Source organism: Neobacillus jeddahensis (assembly GCF_000612625.1).
GTDB classification, from domain to species: Bacteria; Bacillota; Bacilli; order Bacillales; family Cytobacillaceae; genus Neobacillus; species Neobacillus jeddahensis.
On record NZ_CCAS010000019.1, the window covers coordinates 55,287 to 73,552 of the forward strand.

At 36.9% G+C, this 18,266-nt stretch carries 14 protein-coding genes and 3 pseudogenes; 2 read left to right on the forward strand and 15 right to left on the reverse strand.

The window, feature by feature from the left end; all coding sequences use genetic code 11:
• Window positions 1-190: 190 nt before the first annotated feature.
• From TY15_RS10935 to TY15_RS10950, 5 genes and pseudogenes are all read right to left on the reverse strand, one after another.
• Window positions 191-1,044, reverse strand: a pseudogene (locus TY15_RS10935) (CheR family methyltransferase).
• A 41-nt stretch (window positions 1,045-1,085) separates the two neighbouring features.
• Window positions 1,086-1,241: pseudogene (locus tag TY15_RS23615) on the reverse strand (response regulator); the annotation flags it as partial.
• A 172-nt stretch (window positions 1,242-1,413) separates the two neighbouring features.
• Window positions 1,414-1,530 (reverse strand): annotated as a pseudogene (locus TY15_RS25310) (hypothetical protein); the annotation flags it as partial.
• 2 nt (window positions 1,531-1,532) lie between these two features.
• Complete coding sequence (locus TY15_RS10945) at window positions 1,533-2,009, reverse strand: PAS domain S-box protein (protein WP_142305376.1); 477 nt, start codon at window positions 2,007-2,009, stop codon at window positions 1,533-1,535.
• 200 nt (window positions 2,010-2,209) lie between these two features.
• Window positions 2,210-2,554 carry a lmo0954 family membrane protein gene (locus TY15_RS10950; protein WP_040206420.1) on the reverse strand — a complete coding sequence of 115 codons (345 nt, stop codon included), beginning with the start codon at window positions 2,552-2,554 and terminating at the stop codon, window positions 2,210-2,212.
• Window positions 2,555-2,931: 377 nt separating this feature from the next.
• On the opposite strand from TY15_RS10950, the gene TY15_RS10955 reads away from it, so the two are divergent.
• Window positions 2,932-4,416 (forward strand): peptide MFS transporter, encoded by a 1,485-nt coding sequence (locus tag TY15_RS10955; protein ID WP_040206418.1) that lies wholly within the window; start codon window positions 2,932-2,934, stop codon window positions 4,414-4,416.
• Between the two features lie 99 nt (window positions 4,417-4,515).
• Here the strand turns inward: TY15_RS10955 and TY15_RS10960 are convergent, their stop codons facing one another.
• The 3 genes from TY15_RS10960 to TY15_RS10970 all read right to left on the reverse strand — a co-directional run bounded on the left by TY15_RS10960 (window position 4,516) and on the right by TY15_RS10970 (window position 7,743).
• The gene (locus TY15_RS10960; RefSeq protein WP_042374421.1) at window positions 4,516-4,746 is read right to left on the reverse strand and encodes a hypothetical protein; all 231 of its coding nucleotides are present in this window, start codon (window positions 4,744-4,746) and stop codon (window positions 4,516-4,518) included.
• A gap of 114 nt (window positions 4,747-4,860) precedes the next feature.
• The gene (locus TY15_RS10965) at window positions 4,861-6,111 is read right to left on the reverse strand and encodes an ATP-binding protein (protein WP_040206416.1); all 1,251 of its coding nucleotides are present in this window, start codon (window positions 6,109-6,111) and stop codon (window positions 4,861-4,863) included.
• Between the two features lie 63 nt (window positions 6,112-6,174).
• Window positions 6,175-7,743: an ATP-binding protein gene (locus tag TY15_RS10970; protein ID WP_042374422.1), complete on the reverse strand. Its 1,569-nt coding sequence runs from the start codon at window positions 7,741-7,743 to the stop codon at window positions 6,175-6,177.
• A gap of 248 nt (window positions 7,744-7,991) precedes the next feature.
• On the opposite strand from TY15_RS10970, the gene TY15_RS10975 reads away from it, so the two are divergent.
• Window positions 7,992-8,819 carry a DegV family protein gene (locus TY15_RS10975; protein ID WP_040206414.1) on the forward strand — a complete coding sequence of 276 codons (828 nt, stop codon included), beginning with the start codon at window positions 7,992-7,994 and terminating at the stop codon, window positions 8,817-8,819.
• A gap of 75 nt (window positions 8,820-8,894) precedes the next feature.
• On the opposite strand, the gene TY15_RS10980 is transcribed toward TY15_RS10975, so the two are convergent.
• The 7 genes from TY15_RS10980 to TY15_RS11010 form a co-directional block, all read right to left on the reverse strand.
• Window positions 8,895-9,638, reverse strand: a complete 744-nt coding sequence (locus TY15_RS10980; RefSeq protein WP_040206412.1) for an amino acid ABC transporter ATP-binding protein — start codon at window positions 9,636-9,638, stop codon at window positions 8,895-8,897.
• Window positions 9,639-9,652: 14 nt separating this feature from the next.
• A complete protein-coding gene (locus TY15_RS10985) occupies window positions 9,653-10,312 on the reverse strand; it encodes an amino acid ABC transporter permease (RefSeq protein WP_040206410.1) in 660 nt (219 codons plus the stop codon).
• Between the two features lie 64 nt (window positions 10,313-10,376).
• The gene (locus tag TY15_RS10990) at window positions 10,377-11,159 is read right to left on the reverse strand and encodes an amino acid ABC transporter substrate-binding protein (protein ID WP_040206405.1); all 783 of its coding nucleotides are present in this window, start codon (window positions 11,157-11,159) and stop codon (window positions 10,377-10,379) included.
• A 387-nt stretch (window positions 11,160-11,546) separates the two neighbouring features.
• The gene (locus tag TY15_RS10995) at window positions 11,547-12,617 is read right to left on the reverse strand and encodes a branched-chain amino acid aminotransferase (RefSeq protein WP_040206504.1); all 1,071 of its coding nucleotides are present in this window, start codon (window positions 12,615-12,617) and stop codon (window positions 11,547-11,549) included.
• Between the two features lie 189 nt (window positions 12,618-12,806).
• Window positions 12,807-15,170: a PAS domain S-box protein gene (locus TY15_RS23165; RefSeq protein ID WP_052353749.1), complete on the reverse strand. Its 2,364-nt coding sequence runs from the start codon at window positions 15,168-15,170 to the stop codon at window positions 12,807-12,809.
• A 21-nt stretch (window positions 15,171-15,191) separates the two neighbouring features.
• Window positions 15,192-17,345 (reverse strand): sensor domain-containing protein, encoded by a 2,154-nt coding sequence (locus tag TY15_RS11005; protein ID WP_052353750.1) that lies wholly within the window; start codon window positions 17,343-17,345, stop codon window positions 15,192-15,194.
• A 174-nt stretch (window positions 17,346-17,519) separates the two neighbouring features.
• On the reverse strand, window positions 17,520-17,714 hold the full coding sequence (locus TY15_RS11010) for an aspartyl-phosphate phosphatase Spo0E family protein (RefSeq protein WP_040206403.1): 195 nt from the start codon (window positions 17,712-17,714) through the stop codon (window positions 17,520-17,522).
• Window positions 17,715-18,266 lie beyond the last annotated feature (552 nt).

An 18,266-nucleotide genomic window follows, 5' to 3' on the forward strand; every position in this document is an offset into this window, starting at 1 on the left:
TATTAATTTTCCCGGTATACAATAGTCTAGTGATTTCCTCCCATATTCACCTAGTTCCGTTTCGTTTTCATATGTTCATTATCATTTAGGAGGACAGAATAGAATATCCCCTACTATTCCCATCTTTTCGAAATAATAAAAACCAGGAACTTTTTCCTATTCTATATATCCACATTCGATACTACTTTTTTTATTTAACCTTTTTATATAATTTCTGACTCTTACTAATGGCATCGTAACAGTCTGCCAGTCCTGTATACATGATCGTTTCCTTATCTCCGAGTCCCAATATCCCAATATCCCAAACATCCCCAAACTTTCATAAAAGAGATTGTGTACCTGCTCTTGTAAAGACTTATTAAAATAGATCAATACGTTCCGGCATAAGATCACATGGAATTCATTAAACGAACGATCCATTACTAAATTATGCTGGGCAAAGACAACATTTTTCGTTAAATAAGGATCAAATTTAACTCCGTTAGTCGTCACACTATAATAATCCGAAAATGCCTTTTTCCCACCAGCCTGAATATAATTATTAGTATATTTCCGCATATGTTCTAATGGAAATATCCCTAATTTTTTTGCAATCTTTAACACATCTGAATTGATATCAGTAGCATAAATTTTTGTTTTCTCATACAATCCTTCCTCATGCAGCAGCATAGCCATTGAATAGACTTCTTCTCCTGTTGAACAGCCGGCATGCCATATTCTAATTGAGGGGTAGGTCCGTAATAATGGAACAACCTTCTCCCTAAAGCTAAGGAAGAATAATGGATCACGAAACATTTCCGTGACATTAATGGAAAAGTCGGCTATTAACCGTTGTAAACAATCTTGATCGTGCAGCACCTTTTCGAGGAGCCCTGTAATACTCGTTAGCTTTTCGGCATGTATTCTATGCCAAATTCTCCGCTTAATTGAATTATAGGCATAGTTGCGATAGTCATAACCACACCAGGAATACAGTCCTTGTAACAGCAATTCGATTTCGAGCTTCTCTAAGTTTTCAGGAGTTCTCTTTTGATCCTTTTCCATACTTTCCCTCGATGTTAAAGTTTTTTGTATGACGGCTTAGTTTATTTCTTATATAACCAAACCTTTATCAACGAAATAAGCTGATCTGTGTCAAACGGTTTTACAATATAATCCGAGGCCCCTGCCTCCATACACCTCTGGCGATCCTCTTTCATCGCTTTCGCCGTTAAGGCAATGATTGGCAGGTTCGTCAATTCGCGGCTGATAGGCTAGGGTTAGCTCTTCCCGTTCAATGGCTTTACGGAGATCATTTTGCATAATAAATGTTCGATAGGATTGGATATTCATACCAGAGTGGAACACCTTATATTGATTTTTCCCTTGTTCCTTTGCTCGATACAGGGCAGCATCAGCGTTTCTCATTAATACAAGCGCTTCCTCACCATCAAACGGAAAAATACTTATCCCAATACATGTTGTGATAAATAATTCGTAATTATCAATAAAAAACGGTGCTTTGAAAGCGCGGATGATTCCTTCAGCAATCTCTAATGCTTTTTCTCTATCGGTCTCCGGTAAATAACTTCCTTCAAGTTTTCATTACCAAATACACTATTCACATTATGTATATTTGCTAAAATAGACCTGATATAGCCATGAGATTCTTCTCCTGAGAATAATAGGGTAATATTTTTCCCGATAATAGACGTTTCATCATAGTCAAACATTTTCTCAACGGCTGGATTTACTTTTAAAATAAATCCTTTATCATCCATAACAATCATTGAATCGATGGATGTTTCACTGATCACATTGGCTAACTCCTCTGAGACACGCAAATCTGCCGTCGTTTTGCTAAGCTCTAAATAGGCATTTTCTAATTCACTTGTCTTTTCGGTTACGCTTTTAGCTTGTTGGATAAGCTGTTGATTCAATTTATAAATATTTACAAAACCTTCTACCTTTGCTTTTAGGATGATGGGATCAAAAGGCAAATTAGACACGGTACTTTGTGGAACATTCACTTATTCTTTATTTAAATTTTCTACAAAAAAAAGCGACTGGTTTTTAACTAACCAATCGCTTTTTTTATAATTTTGGCAGTGTAAACTAACTTTCACGACCAGTGGATAGTGGCTATCCTTTTCATTATGGATCACCTGTGAGTCAGCATTAAACGTGGCATTCATACGCACAATTAAGTTTGTCCTCGCCATTCTTCATATTATTTATTTAATTCATTCCATTGTTTTTCAAAATTAGTAAACGGATCGGATTCTTCCTTAGCGATTTTATATTTGTTCCTATTCCATTTTTTATAGACGAGGTAGAGAACATAGGCTGCTCCAACACCAATGATCGCAGGAATATTGTGAATAGCACCCATGATCACGATGAATCCGATAATTCCAAGTCCAATTTTCCAACCTGTTGATTCTGTTTTTAAAAACTGCTTGTAGATAAAATATAGAAGTGCAAGACTAACCATTAGCCCCACAATCGGACCGATTGTCGACAGTAAAATGATGGCTGCGATTCCTCCTGCTACTAATAAACCAAATTTTTTCATTTTGTTTTCCTCCTTCTTGATCTTGATATCATCATACCTTTTTTATTTCTATTTTATAATTGCGCCAGCGCTTGATTTTTATATCAGTCTAGAGACCTAGGAGAGGCGGTTCACATATGTGGAAGTAAACACTCAGCATTCCGATGAGGAGGGTTATTTTTTACTGTAATGGAATCCTCCACCTAATTATTATCTGAATTATCCTTTAGTCAGAAATAATTTACTATTTCAAAAAAACTTTCTTTTCCTATTTATCTTCCCGTAAATCCAGTTATATCAAGGTTAATACTATTTATATATTGGTTTTACCAAAAAAAGTTTTTGACAATTCAAAACATCAGAAAGTATTATAAAATAATATAAGGGAGGTTATAAACATGTCAAACACAAATAGACAGAAAATTGTGGATAGTGTTCCTCAGACTGGATTCTTCGGACATCCTAAAGGATTATCCACACTTTTCTTCACTGAATTCTGGGAGCGTTTCTCTTATTATGGAATGAGAGCCATCCTCGTTTTCTATATGTATTATGAAGTTTCAAAGGGCGGACTGGGAATTGATAAAAATCTCGCGCTTTCTATCATGTCCATTTACGGATCACTTGTTTATATGTCGGGGATTATTGGCGGCTGGCTAGCTGACCGGGTATTCGGTACATCAAGGGCTGTGTTCTACGGTGGAATCTTAATTATGTTTGGACATATTGCACTTGCTATTCCTGGCAGTGTTTCAATGTTCTTTGTATCCATGGTATTGATTGTTCTTGGAACAGGAATGCTTAAGCCGAACGTCTCTACTGTCGTAGGCGAATTGTACAGTGAAAAAGACGAACGTCGTGATGCAGGTTTCACGATTTACTATATGGGTATTAATCTTGGAGCGTTCATCTCACCTTTAATCGTTGGATCTATCGACAACTTCCACATAGGTTTTAGTATTGCTGCTGTAGGTATGTTCTTAGGATTAGTCATGTTCAGTGTTACAAAGAAAAAAAATCTCGGCCTTGCAGGTACTATGATTGCCAATCCAATGGCACCAGCAGAAAAGAAAAAGGTCTTCACCATTATTGGAATTGGAGTCATTATTCTTGGTATTTTCCTAGCTGTAGCAATTCCATACGGACTTTTAACTTTTACTAGTTTTATTAATATTGTTACTTTTCTTGGTGTTTTAATTCCGACGATTTATTTCGTTGTTATGTATCGCAGTCCAAAAACAACTGCTGTTGAACGTTCAAGGATTATTGCGTATATTCCGATATTTATAGGAGCTGTTATGTTCTGGGCCATCCAGGAGCAAGGCTCCACTATCCTTGCAAGCTATGCTGATACTCGTACACAATTACATTTTGCAGGTATCGACATTAAGCCTGCTTGGTTCCAATCTTTAAATCCATTATTTATTATCATCTTTGCACCTATGTTTGCATGGATGTGGATTAAATTAGGCAATCGCCAGCCAACAATACCTCAAAAGTTCTCATTATCATTATTATTTGCTGGTCTGTCATTCCTAGTTATTCTGATCCCAGCCTATTTTGGTGGTACAGATTCATTGGTGAGTCCATTATGGCTTGTTCTTAGTTATTTAATTGTTGTATTTGGTGAGTTATGCATGTCACCGGTTGGATTGTCAGCGACAACTAAATTGGCTCCTGCTGCCTTCTCAGCGCAAACGATGAGCTTATGGTTCCTAGCAAGTGCTGCTGCACAAGCACTAAATGCACAAGTTGTTAAATTCTACACACCTGAAACCGAAATGGCTTACTTTGGTGTTATCGGTGGAGCGTCTATCGTTCTAGGTATTATCCTTTTAATCCTAGCACCAAAGATTCAAGGCTTCATGAAGGGTATTAAATAATAAGAAAAGCGGAAGACGCCCGTCTAACCTATTCTTATCTTTTAAAATGAAGATGCCAGGTCTTTTCAGTTTTTCATCTGAAAAAGACCTGGCATCTTTTTATTTTCCTCCACGATCATTCAGTTCATCTATCAGCTGCTTGGTACGTTTTGCATTTCCTTCGGCAAAGTTCTCGAGCCGTTCCTTTAGTTCATCATCATCGTGAATCCGCTCTGCCGTGATTAAATACGTCCTCATTAAGTCCTCTTCTATTTCTATTGAATTTTCAAGAATCCCAGTAAGGGCTTCCTTCTCATGCTTCTGCTTTTCATGAAACATATTTGCATCCATTGGGAAAATTCCTCCTTTTTACCATATATCGTGCGCAAAGCGGACCGAGTATATCCCCACTTCTTTAATGGATAAAATATGACAAGAAGAGCCTTGCTATGTGCCAAATGTTTGTTATCCTTTTTCAACACTAGGAAATTGAATAATAAAACTGGTTCCCTTCCCTGGGACGCTTTCTACGTTTATCCTACCTCTCATCGCTTGAATCAATTGAAATGTGATCGTTAGACCAACACCTGTACCCTTTTCTTTTGTAGTATAAAAAAGAGTTCCTAATTTTTTCAGTTGGTTCTTCGTCATTCCCTTACCACTATCGATGATCTCGATCGAAATAGTCCCATTTTTCTCATATGTATGCACAGAAAGAGTTCCGCCCATGGTCATTGCTTCAATGCCATTCTTCATGATATTAACCAATACCTGCTTAATTTCACTTTTGTTTCCTTTCATATATAGGGAATCTTGTATAGTTGTTTGAATAGCTATGTTCTGTATATTCGAGTATGAGGTCATCAACTCAACGGTTTTATTCACTTCATCCGATAGATTGATGATAGAAAGTTCTTCCGTATTCGGTTTTGCTAAGGATAAATAATCATTTATGATGACCTGAGCATGGTCTAACTCACTTAAGGCAATGTTAATATAATTTTTCTGAGCAGTTCGCAAATTTTCATCATCAGAGATTAATTGAAGAAAGCCACGGACGGAAGTCAAGGGATTCCTTACCTCGTGGGCAACAGATGCAGCTAGCTGACTAATCACATTTAATTTTTCATCTTTTTGTAATTGCTCACGAATCTTCATCTGTTGATTGACATTTTCGATGACAAGCACGACCATCATCAAGCAAATCCATGTTATAGCGTAAAAAACAACCATAAAACTGATTTGTCCTATTTGATTTGTTTGGAGCAGTGTAAGCAAAACAATTAAGGTGTTAGCCCAAAATACGATACTAACAAAAATCAGTTTGCCGGTTTTAGAGTATGCGTGGATCTGTTTACCCATAAAAATAAGAACTGCGCAAGTAACTGAATAATTCACTAACACGACATAGAATCCGGCACCCCCAATCATGTACCGATAAATTAATAAGAAAAACCCCGTGATTAAGCCAGGGACCGTTCCACCATAAACAAACGATATGATAAAAGGAATAATCCTAAAATCATAAACATAGCCCTCAGAAAATTTAATTGGGAAAGACATCGCAAGAACTAGGATGATTAACTGGATAATCATAAGTATCGAAAAAGGCTTTTTCAGGTTACTGTTTTTTTCATGGAAAAATAAATGATAAACTAATATGGGAAGGAGAACAATTAATACTTGATATAAGATGACTTGAACATCAATTGCCAAAAAAACTCCTCCCAACTATAAAAGAAATTCATAAAACCATGTAAAGCATACTCAGTGTACTCTCTAAGGTTGATGATGATAAATGACATCATTCAAGGCCTGTTGTAAGGTTCCTTTGAATTCTGCTAGCGGGGTAAAGCCTGTTTCGTTGTTGATCAAACGTTTTACAATGTCAGCACGTAATCCGGTAAGGATTATTTTACACCCCATCATCGTTATACCTTCAATTATTTTCACCAATTTATTCGTAGACTCTATTTCCATTGGTGCCACACCGGAAAGATCTATAATTAACGATTGGATATGATGATGCTCGATTTCAGTCAATACTTTGTCTTGAATGGTGGAGAGCCTTTGTGGGTCAATCGTACCAATTAAAGGTAATATACATATTTCCTTGTTTATTGGAATAATAGGAACTGGAAGATTTTCAACTAGCTTTCGTTGGATGTCTAATAATTCATCCTTATATTTAGAATAGCTGATAAAGAAGTACGTAAGAAATTGATCAATACTTTCGTTTATCTGCTTTTCTAAAGTAAAGAATGCCGATCGTTCGGCCTCAGTGTTACTCAGTGCATCAAAGTTGTATAAAAAGTCCCATAGCGTTCTTCTAATAGCCTGAATCCATTCAAGTTTAAAAGCAAGTGTCAATGAATACTTTGCCCAAGCAATCCCTTCTTGTTTGGCAAAGGAGATTAACTCGTGTTCCCTCTCCTCAACAACATATAAAACCAGCTTATGGGCATTCGCTAATAAATTGATATTTCCGATCTTATGTATTTCGTCAATCTTGTCTTTTACATTTATGGCTTCATTTAACAATCTTTCATCAAAGATTTTCTGATTCTCAAAAAAGAAATCTTTAATAGATGCCTTTTCAACATAATGTAAATTCAATGTTCTCCCCCCTTTTTGACTCATCACTTTTTTGTGTGGAATTCGAATCGTAAATTTAGTCCCCTGATTTTCTTTACTATCAACCATCACTTTTCCATCATGCTGATAAATAACAGAAAATACTTGGGTTAAACCCATACCAGTCCCTTGATCCTTTGTTGTAAAAAATGGAGTCCCAAGTAAGGGGATTTTATCTTTAGATATACCAACTCCCGTATCCTGAATCGTAACGATCACATCATCCTTTAATAAATCATGCCTAATGGTTAAGGTCCCATTCCCTTCAATCGACTCGATTGCATTTTTGATAAGATTGAAGAAAGCCTTTTTAAATTGGTTTTTCCTACCGACAATCGGTATATTGGTATGATTAAATTCTGTATGTATCGTAATATTGTATAATTTATCCTGAAATAGATTCAAGATAGATTCCAATTCGACGGCCAAATAGATGGTCTGATACGCTTCATCCTCCAAATCTGGCTTTGAGACTTGGAGCAGGTTATTTAATGTGGTTAAGGCATTGTCTAATTCTGATTGGGCAATTTCAATATATTCATTTCTTCCATCCTGCTCAAGCAATTGTAAAAATCCCTTAACGGCAGTCAAGGGGTTTTTTACCTCATGGGCGATTCCCGCTGCAATTTGTCCTACGGATGCTAACTGACTTAAGTGTGTGTCATTTCCTGGTTCCACATATCCTTTCCCCTCTTGTTTCAATTCAGCTCTCATCCTTTCTATCCTATATCTATTATTATCTTTTATTTTTAATAATTGCGATAATTGTAGTCACAATGAATATTTTACCAAAAAAATAATCAATGGTACATTTTTATAGATAAATCTAGTAATATTTCACATGAGTTGAAGGCAGCAAATGTGATGATTGCTGCTCTTTTTATTCGAATCTACAGCAAGCGATTATAAGATAGAACTGATATACTTATGAATACATTCTAAAACTAGAGGTGGAAAGGGAAATGATAAAAATAATCACAGACAGCTCGGCTGACTTACCGAAAGAATTAATAGAGCAGTACGATGTGACCATGGTTCCATTAACAGTCACAATCGAGGAACAAGATTATTTAGAAAAAGTAGATTTAACACCAAGGGAATTTTTCACGAAGATGTTTTCAACAGATATCCTTCCGAAGACATCCCAACCTTCCCCTGCATCATTTGCTAAGGCCTTCTCTAAATTTGATTCGGGTACAGAAATCCTTTGTCTGACCATTTCTTCGGGTCTAAGTGGAACCTATCAATCTGCATGTATTGGAAAGGATTTAAGCAATGCCAATGTGACCGTTTTTGATTCTTTAGCTGGATCGTTAGGGCACGGTCTCCAGATTATTCGTGCGGCAGAACTTGCTGAACAGGGTGCTTCAATGGAGGAAATTGTTTCGAATCTTACCGAATATCGGGATAAAATGAATATTCTTGTCCTGTTAGATACTCTAGAGAATATCGTAAAAGGCGGAAGGCTAAGTAAGTTCCAAGGCTCCCTAGCTAAGATTTTGAATATCAAGGTGATTTTAGAAAGGGTTAGTGGAGGGAAAGTAGAAATTTTTGAAAAGATACGAGGAAAAAGGAAATTTCAAAAAAGGGTACTTGATATCATCGAGGAAAGAGGAAAGGATTTCAGTACACTAACATTTGGAATTACCCATACAGGAAATGTGGAAGATGCTGAGGCCATCAAGCAAGAACTGATCAAACGTTTTTCCCCAAAAGATATTATTATCAGTTATATGGGCGCAACAATGGGCACATACGCCGGTAAAGACGGGATGATTATTTCTTTCTAAATAATTTAAAGCTCATCCTGTTTAAGGAAAGGATGAGCTTTTGATTGTGCAACATTTTTTTCAAATCTCCGTTTATTAAAAACTCCTGTTGAGGAAGACCTTGGTGCGGTCAAACTGTGGGTTTGTGAATATTTCCGACGGATGCCCTGATTCGACAATCTCACCATCATCCATGAAAATAACCCTGTTGGCCACTTCTTTTGCAAATCCCATTTCATGTGTTACCACAATCATTGTCATCTGCTCCTCAGCCAAATCCTTCATGACTTGTAGTACCTCACCGGTTAGTTCTGGATCAAGAGCGGAAGTAGGTTCATCAAACAAGAGAATCTCCGGATCCATCATCAACGCCCGAGCAATCGCTACCCTTTGCTTTTGACCGCCTGATAAATTAGCCGGGTATGCCTTAGCACGATTGGTAAGCCCAATTTTTCCCAGCAGTTCCGTACTGCGTTGTCGAAGTTCTGAAGCAGACGCTTTTTTCACTAATTTAGGCGCAATTTCTAAATTTTCTTGAACAGTAAGGTGAGGAAACAAATTAAAATGCTGAAAAACCATTCCCATCTTTGAGGTAATCTGCTTAATTTCAGGCAGCCTTGGATAGACTCCATCCTTCACAAGGTATTCTCCTACTACCGAAATACTTCCCGCATCAATCTGTTCGAGATGGACGAGACTACGAAGCATCGTACTTTTTCCAGATCCTGAGGGACCAATCACTGCCACGACATCATTTTTATTGACAGTAAAGGTTAGCTGTTTCAACACATCCAACTTACCAAATGATTTTTTTAGGTTAGAAACTTCAATCATTGCCATACTGCCCCTCCTTTCTATTCAAATCGGAACCTTTTTTCAATCCATTTAAACACAATCGTTAATACAAGGGTCATTACCAGATAAATGATACCAGCAACAACGAACGGAACGATGGTAAAGTCCCGATTTACAGCTGTTTCAGCAAAGTGCAATAGTTCCGGTACAGCTACTGCATAAAGGAGCGCCGTATCCTTAACCAATGTTACCGATTCATTGGCGACCGCCGGAAGGGCGATTCGGAACATTTGCGGCATGATGATTCGAGTTGTCATCTGCCATTTATTTAAGCCGAGTACCTGTGAAGCCTCATATTGTCCCTTATCGATCGCAAGTAGTCCGCCGCGAAAGATTTCAGCAAAGTATGCAGCATAATTTAAAATAAATCCTAAACTAGCTGCTACAAATCGATCCAAAACCAAATACTCGCCAATCCCTGGGATCATCGGCAAACCAAAACAAATAAATAATAACTGCAATAATAATGGTGTGCCCCGCATGATATAAATATAGGCTTGTGCAAGCCATGACAAGGGCTTAATAATGCTGCTTACAGCCAGTGTTAATAAAAAGCCCAATGGTATAGATACCACAATCGCTATAATAAACAACAGGACTGTCATCTGTGCACCTTCGAGCATTGGTTTTAAAATTGAGATTATATAATCGATAGACATAGTGGATTCCTCCAAAACAAAACAGGGTTTCCGGGGGAAATCCTGTTTTATCTTATATTCATTTTTACTTCAATACTTTATCTTCCCCAAACCATTTGTTTGATATTTCAGCAGCTGTGCCGTCCTCAGTCATTTCATCAAGTGCCTTTTGAAGCTTGGTCAGTAATTCTTCGTTCCCTTTTTTTACCCCTACTCCATATTCTTCAGGGGCAAGCGATTCATCTAAAATGGTAAAAGTATCTTTCTCTTTTGTCATATAGTAATTGATCACAACATCATCAATGACGACGGCATCCAATCGGCCGCTCTTTAAATCATTCAAGGCGAGCACATTATCTTTAAACTCAGTAATCGTTTTTATCTTTGATTTGATTGGATTTGCATCCAATGCATCTGATGCAGAAGAAAGGGATTGCAGCCCCACTACTTTACCCTCTAAATCAGCTAGTTTAGTAAGTTTGGAATCCTTTCGTGTGACAACCACTTGGGCATTCCGTAAGTATGGCTTTGTGAAGAGGACTTTATTTTTACGTTCATCTGTAATAGTATAACCATTCCAAATAAGGTCAATCCTGCCACTGCTAAGCTCCGACTCTTTTGTTTTCCAATCAATTGGTTGGAATGTAACCTTAACGTCCATTTTTTTCGCTGCTGCTTTTGCTAGGTCTATATCAAAACCGACAATTTTGTTATCTTCATCTCTGAATCCCATTGGGGCGAATTTATCGTCAATACCAATGATTAAGCTTTTGTCATTTTTTGTATCACTAGAAGCACTGTTAGAGCATGCTGTAAGGACAGAGAATACTGCCGCCAATGCTAGGATCATAGTTGCAAAACGTTTCATATCAACTGAATACCACCTTTAATAGATTTTCAAAATACTTTAGTGCGTTACCATATTATCATACTACCACATTATAACACTATACTATTTTAAAATACAATATCTTTACGATTAAAATAAGAAAAGCGCAAGGCGCCCGCCTATCGGCGACAAGCACAAGACGAGCCGGCGGGAAGGTTGTTCTTTAACCTTCTCGACGGATTGGCTTGTGACCTCGAGCCGATGGCGCCTGGAGCTGGACAATTCTCAAAGTCGAAACATATAAATTCTGGTGATAAAATAAAAAAAGCCCCTTCCATTAAGAAAGGGACTTTTCTAAATATTATATTAAATTATATTTTCTAGATTAATTGCCACTTTATCAAAAATCTATTTACGTTACTCACGCTAAACTCTTATGGTCCACCCAAATGGATCTGGTTCAGTTCCATTTTGTATTCCTGTCAATGAATCGTATAATTTTTTTGATAACTGACCTGTTTCTCCACCATTAATAACCATTTTTTCGTTTTTCCATAAGAACTCTCCAATTGGTGAGATAACAGCGGCTGTTCCAGTTCCAAACGCCTCTTCTAATACACCATCATGATATGCCTGCTGAATTTCGTGGATGGATACTTGCCGTTCAACAACAGGGATATTCCAATTGCGCAAAAGTTCAATAATAGATTTTCTTGTGATGCCTTCGAGAATACTTCCATTCAATGCAGGAGTGACCACTTCACCATTCATTTTAAAGAAAATATTCATACTGCCAACCTCTTCAATATACTGCATTTCTCTACCATCCAACCATAACACCTGGGAATATCCCTTTCTGCTGGCAACTTCGGATGCCTTTAAACTACTTGCATAGTTTCCTGCTGTTTTAGCATTCCCTGTTCCACCTCGGACTGCACGAACATACTCGCTTTCCACAGCAATTTTAACAGGATTGATTCCCTCTTTATAATAAGATCCAACTGGCGATAAAATGATCATAAATTGATAGCTGCTTGAAGGCGCCACCCCAAGATATGGTTCCGTCGCAATCATAAACGGACGAATATAGAGAGAAGTTCCTTCTGCTGCAGGTATCCAATCCCGATCGATCAATAACAATTGCTTCAATGCACTTAATGCTAATTCCTCATCAATTTTCGGCATACACAATCGATCGTTTGATTGATTTAACCTTTTCATATTTTGATCAGGTCTAAATAACAGAATCTGTTCTTCCTTCGACAAATATGCCTTCAGACCTTCAAATACAGTTTGTCCATAATGAAATACGGTAGCTGCTGGGTCTAATAAAATCGGCTGATAGGGAGTAATTCGAGGGTCATGCCAACCTTTCCCCTCTGTATAGTTCCAAACAAACATGTGGTCGGTAAAGATTCTACCAAATTCCAACTGATCAAATGATGGCTTCTCTTTTTTCGTCGAACAAAGGGTAATCTCAATGTTAAAATCTTTCATCATCATGGCTCCCATCTTAATTTCCTATGTACTTTTCGGCAATTGAATGAACTTTATCAAAAATACATCATCACATCATTATGATACTATTTTGACTATTTTATCACATAAAATGCTCATAGCGTTCAAAAAAGAAAAAGCAAGTAAACTTGTCTATAGGGAGACGTAGTCTACTTGCTTATATTTCTCTTATTCGAAGATTTGATATTTATTCCTGCCTGCATCCTTTGCTTTATATAAAGCCAAATCGGCACACTTCATCAATCTTTTCGGATTATCCCCATCTTTTGGATAATAAGAAATTCCAATACTGGAGGTTGTTAGGAAATTATGACCATTAATTTCCCATGGTTCTTGCAATTCCTCAATGATCCTTTCAGCCGTTTGCTGTGCATCTTGTTCACTTTGTAGGTTTGGAAGAATAATTGTGAACTCATCGCCCCCAAGCCTAGCTAAGATGTCATCATCGGCTAAACTGTTTTTAATCCTTTGCGCAAACTTTTTTAATAATTCATCCCCGATATCATGTCCTAGCGTGTCGTTAATTCGTTTAAATTTATCTAAATCTAAAAACATGACAGCATGGATGCTTTTAGACTGTTCCGAACCCTGTAACAACGACTTTAACGAGTCGGTGAATGATCTTCTGTTCGGGAGTCCTGTCAGTGTATCTTGGAATGCTAACTGCTCCAACTTTTCTTCATATTGCTTTCTTTCCATGATATTACGGCTAGAATAGACAATATGTTGTAATGCACCATGGTCATCCATCACCATCATCGCATGCGATTCAATCCAAATCCATTGCCCATTTTGATGTTGTCTGCGTCCTTCGATTGTAAAATTTTCTTGATTCTTGATGGCATAACGTAACTTTTCATCGTATAGACTAAGATCATCCGGATGAATCCCTTCGCGGACATGTTTACCAATATAATCCTCTGCTTCTATGCCTAGATTCCACTTATGTGAAGGAGATGCATATAAGATAATACCATTACGATCCGTTAATCGAATCATATCCTGTGAATACTCCGTTATAAGCCGGTAATTATACTCGCTCTTTCGCAACGCTTCAGCGACTCTTTTCCTGCTCGTAATATCATGAACCATCATAAGAACAGCTGTATCATCACCATAGTCTAAGGTAATCCCTGTAACCTCCACATCCAGAACTTCACCATTTAGACGAATAACTTTCTCTTCCGCAGGTGCAATAAAAGTACCTGTCTTTTTTAAGTACTGGAATCGATTTTTGACCATTTCCTCATACTCTGGAGGGGAAAAATCAATGACCGATTTCCCGATAAGTTCTAGATGACCAGCTGCACCTACAAGCCGGGTAAAGGCAGTATTAGCAAATTTTATACGTCCATTCCGATGGACTAAAATAGGCTCTGGTGACAGTTTCACTAAACGTTTATAGCGCGCTTCACTCTCTTTTAGACGTTTTTGGGATTGCTTTTGTTCGGTAATATCTTTTGTTATTCCATAAACTCCAAGTATTTCCTGTTCTCTAATCATGGGAACAAGCTTCAATTGCAGTATTCGCAGGTTGCCATCCTTCCGAATACAATTAGCTTCATAAACCTGTGTCTCACCTTGCAATGCCAGGTTAAAATGCCTGCAATTTTGCTCTTTTTCAACTGGCTCTATCAACCGTTCAAAGGTAGTATTTAATAGTTCTTCCTTTGTATACCCAGTCATTTTTTCTGCTGCAGGATTCACACTTTGAAATGTACCGTCCCGATCTAACGTAAACATACCATCCGGATTGTGATCAAACAAGGACTTATAGCGCGTTTCTCCCCATCTCGCAGCACGGATCGCAATTTGTTTATCAATAAAGGAAAAAACCAACATAATAAATAAAATGATAAACGTCGAAATAAGGACATCCGTTTCTAGGTTTTCTGAATAAAAGGCATTATCATAAATTCTTTTATTGGGATTTGGAATAAAGGTAGTCGCCTTTATTCCTGAATAATGCACACTTGAAATAGCCAAGCCCAGAATTAATGAAACACCTAGTTTTCGACTAATGGATTGCGAAGCGGAGTGGCGAATGGAGAACAAAATTACCAAAGATATGGATGATACGACTACTGCCACAATAATAGCTAATCCCACATAAAATAAATCATAATAAATGGTTGCTTTCATCACCATCGACGTCATCCCGATATAATGCATCGCAACAATCGATCCTACCATTAGTAATGTTCCTATACTAATCATCTTAACTTTATTCATGGTAGCATGTGTAACAATTAAAAAAGCACCCCAAGAACCTAGCATTGCAAACAATAGGGAAATCAATATTTTCCCAATATGGTAGGATACTTGCAGCTGAGGTAGATGAACGAGCATTCCAGTAAAGTACATCGCCCATATTCCTAACCCAAAGGTAAGAGCAGCAGAGAATAACCATAACTTTTTCGCTCGTCCCTTAGATTCTGCCACTCTTCCAATCAAATCCAAGGCCGTAAAAGAAGCAACCACTCCAATTAAAATGGACAGTAATAAATAATTCATTTGATAGGTTGCTGTCATCATTTCCTCCATTTCACTTTTTTATATACATTTCTCAATTTTTACATATTTCTTCACTATCTCTTCTATTGGTATTGGCTTACTAAATAGATATCCTTGAGCATTATTACAATCATTTTGCTGTAGAAAAATAAGCTGCTCGTTTGTTTCTACTCCCTCAGCAATGACCTCCATTTTTAACTGATGAGCCATTGCTATAATCGTTTTAACAATCGTGCCATCATTCTCATCTGATATACAGTCACGAATAAACGATTGATCAATTTTCAGAATATCAATTGGAAATTTTTTGAGGTAGTGAAGTGAGCTATAGCCTGTCCCAAAATCATCTAAACTGATCCGCACACCTAATTTTTTCAGATTACTTACAATCGTATGGGCCTGGTGTGTATCGATCATGAAGCTCTCAGTAATTTCTAACTCCAAATACTTAGGTGCTAATCCCGATTCATCTAGTATTTGGCTAACTAGCTGAATTAAATTGGACTGAAAAAACTGTCTGACTGAAAGATTGACAGATATAACCGCCGCCGGAAACCCGGTTTCATGAACGGCTTTCATCTTTGTGCAAGCTTCTCTTAAAACCCATTCCCCAATGGGGACAATCATCCCTGTCTCTTCAGCCAAGGGAATAAATTGAGCTGGGGAAATTAATCCCTTATCAGGATGCTCCCAACGAATTAAGGCTTCTAATCCGATTATGTCCCCAGTATGAATGTTCACTTTTGGCTGGTAATAGACGACAAACTCTTCATTTTCAATGGCCTTTCGCAGATCCTTTTCCAACTCGAAAGTTTCTTTTGTCATTTCTATCGATTTACTCATATAAAATTGAAAGTTATTTTTCCCCAACTGCTTCGCTTGTTGCATAGCCAAGTCAGCCTTTTTGATCAACGTTCCAATCTCTTCATCATCATGTGGAAACCGACTGATTCCGATACTCGGTGTTATATACACTTCATATTCATTTATAAGAAACGGTTCATTTAAACGAGCCAATAACTGTTTAACCGTTTCTACTGTTCCCTCATGGTCAAACTCGGGAAGAAATAGTAAAAATTCATCGCCTGCATGTCTTGCTAAACAACCATTCAGTTGGATACTGCATTTCAACCGTTTTGAAACCTCTATTAACAATTGATCCCCCAAATCATGCCCCAACGTATCATTGATAATTTTAAATCGATCTAAGTCCATAACAAGGATTGCTGCTTTTGTGACATGGTCCCTAGCGATCGCTAAATCAAAATAATTAGTGAAATAGTTTCGATTTGGCAATCCCGTTAGGACATCATGGAAAGCAAGATGTTGAATTTTTTCTTCTGCAATTTTTTGTTCTGTCATATCAATGACACTGCCGATAATGGCTGGATTCCCATGATAAGTGGTATTGGAAGCATACACTTCCAGATACAAGATACTTTGATCTTTTTTAATCGCCCGGAATTGATAACGAATGCCATTTAATTCATTCATTACTCGATTTTGAATATTGGAGGTAACCACTGGCAAATCCTCAGGAAAAATAAACTGAGAGATCTCTAGTCCAATTAATTCCTCTTGTCTATATCCTGACACCTGCAGTAATTGTGGATTGACATAAACAAATCGTTCATCTTGGATAACGTAAATACCTAGTAAGGAATCTTCCACAAGGCTCCTGTATTTCATTTCAGCTTCCACTAATGCTTCTCGGGTTTGAATCAAATTCGTAATATCTTTATGAATCCCAAAAACTCCAACAATTTGCTCCTCGACGATAATAGGAATTAGTGTAACTTTTACTTCAATTCGCTCGCCCATTTTATTAAAAAAGGCAGTCTTAAAGTTGGTTGCTGTACCACCTGCAGCCATTAGAAAATGTTCCATCGCATTTTCTAACTGATCAGGAACGACCAAAAAAGCAAACGGTCGATGTAAAAGTTCTCCAAGCCTATATCCATAGGATTCTACTATATGATTCGCATTTAAAAAATTTCCTTTTGTATCATATGTTACAACAATATCGGGATTATATTGATAAAGGGATTGAAAATGCTGTTCATTAATTTTTAATTGATGTGAGCGAGTGGTAAATTTCCCTTTTAGATAGAATGCAAATAAAATAATGATAGCCAAAAAACCAATTGAGAAAATTACCAATAATATATTAAACGTTCCATTTAGGAAACCCATTAATTCACCTGCCAGATAAGGAAATAGTTATTTTTTTACTATTAATTACATCATTTCTCTAAACTAAACGATTCTTTTCCTATTTATCTACTATAAATCGAACTGCGTCTTTCAACAATGAGCACATTTTGGCAAATATCCTAGTGATCCATCTCGATTGTAACTTGAGTAATTTTATATTTTAACGAGGTTGGCAATTTTTTCTTCAAGGTATTTATTTATTAGAAGATCTAATTTTATGGCTAGTTTTATATAATCCGGACTATTTGGACCAGTTTGACAATATAAGTCGTTAATTTTCGTCTTTAAGTTCGCTATCTCTAGTAACAGATTCATATTTTCAAATTGAACAGAATGATTCCCTTTCATCATACACCCCGTAAACAGATATTTTTTTGCTAACAATAAGTTTGGAATGTATCATGCTTTCCATCTCTCTGAGTTTCGTCATATTTCTACAACCATTCCAAAAACCTTACTGAGCGTAACATAGTCCTATTTTCATGGGAATATGTAAATGAAAAGTTAAAAAATTTAAACAAATGTCACATAATACTAATATATCAAGTTTTATTTTGACAGTTTTTCAAAATTGCTTTACTTTCATTACTTCCCCATTCTAACGATTTTGAACCAACACCATCCATACTATATTGTGATAACATCCCGAATAAAAATAATAATATTTAAAAAATTACCAATAAATTAGTGTATTTCGATAGTATGAAAATTGAAAGCCTATACATTTGTATGAGGTAGTGGAACGCATCGAGCAATGACTGCTGAAGAAGAAGAAATCGCTAATTAAAATGGAAAGAGGCTGAGATAAAATCATCAGCCTCTTTTAACTGTTTTTCATAAAACAGAATGGTATAACAAAGCTATTTATCTATTGAAAGCAAAAAATAACCCCACCTTAAA

Coding starts and splice junctions, on each gene's coding strand:
- TY15_RS23165 (WP_052353749.1), bottom strand. CDS start 15,170: ATGACAGCAACCTATCAAATGAATTATTTATTACTGTCCATTTTAATT.
- TY15_RS10955 (WP_040206418.1), top strand. CDS start 2,932: ATGTCAAACACAAATAGACAGAAAATTGTGGATAGTGTTCCTCAGACT.
- TY15_RS10975 (WP_040206414.1), top strand. CDS start 7,992: ATGATAAAAATAATCACAGACAGCTCGGCTGACTTACCGAAAGAATTA.
- TY15_RS10995 (WP_040206504.1), bottom strand. CDS start 12,617: ATGAAAGATTTTAACATTGAGATTACCCTTTGTTCGACGAAAAAAGAG.
- TY15_RS11010 (WP_040206403.1), bottom strand. CDS start 17,714: ATGAAAGGGAATCATTCTGTTCAATTTGAAAATATGAATCTGTTACTA.
- TY15_RS10970 (WP_042374422.1), bottom strand. CDS start 7,743: ATGAGAGCTGAATTGAAACAAGAGGGGAAAGGATATGTGGAACCAGGA.
- TY15_RS10960 (WP_042374421.1), bottom strand. CDS start 4,746: ATGGATGCAAATATGTTTCATGAAAAGCAGAAGCATGAGAAGGAAGCC.
- TY15_RS11005 (WP_052353750.1), bottom strand. CDS start 17,345: ATGGGTTTCCTAAATGGAACGTTTAATATATTATTGGTAATTTTCTCA.
- TY15_RS10990 (WP_040206405.1), bottom strand. CDS start 11,159: ATGAAACGTTTTGCAACTATGATCCTAGCATTGGCGGCAGTATTCTCT.
- TY15_RS10985 (WP_040206410.1), bottom strand. CDS start 10,312: ATGTCTATCGATTATATAATCTCAATTTTAAAACCAATGCTCGAAGGT.
- TY15_RS10980 (WP_040206412.1), bottom strand. CDS start 9,638: ATGGCAATGATTGAAGTTTCTAACCTAAAAAAATCATTTGGTAAGTTG.
- TY15_RS10950 (WP_040206420.1), bottom strand. CDS start 2,554: ATGAAAAAATTTGGTTTATTAGTAGCAGGAGGAATCGCAGCCATCATT.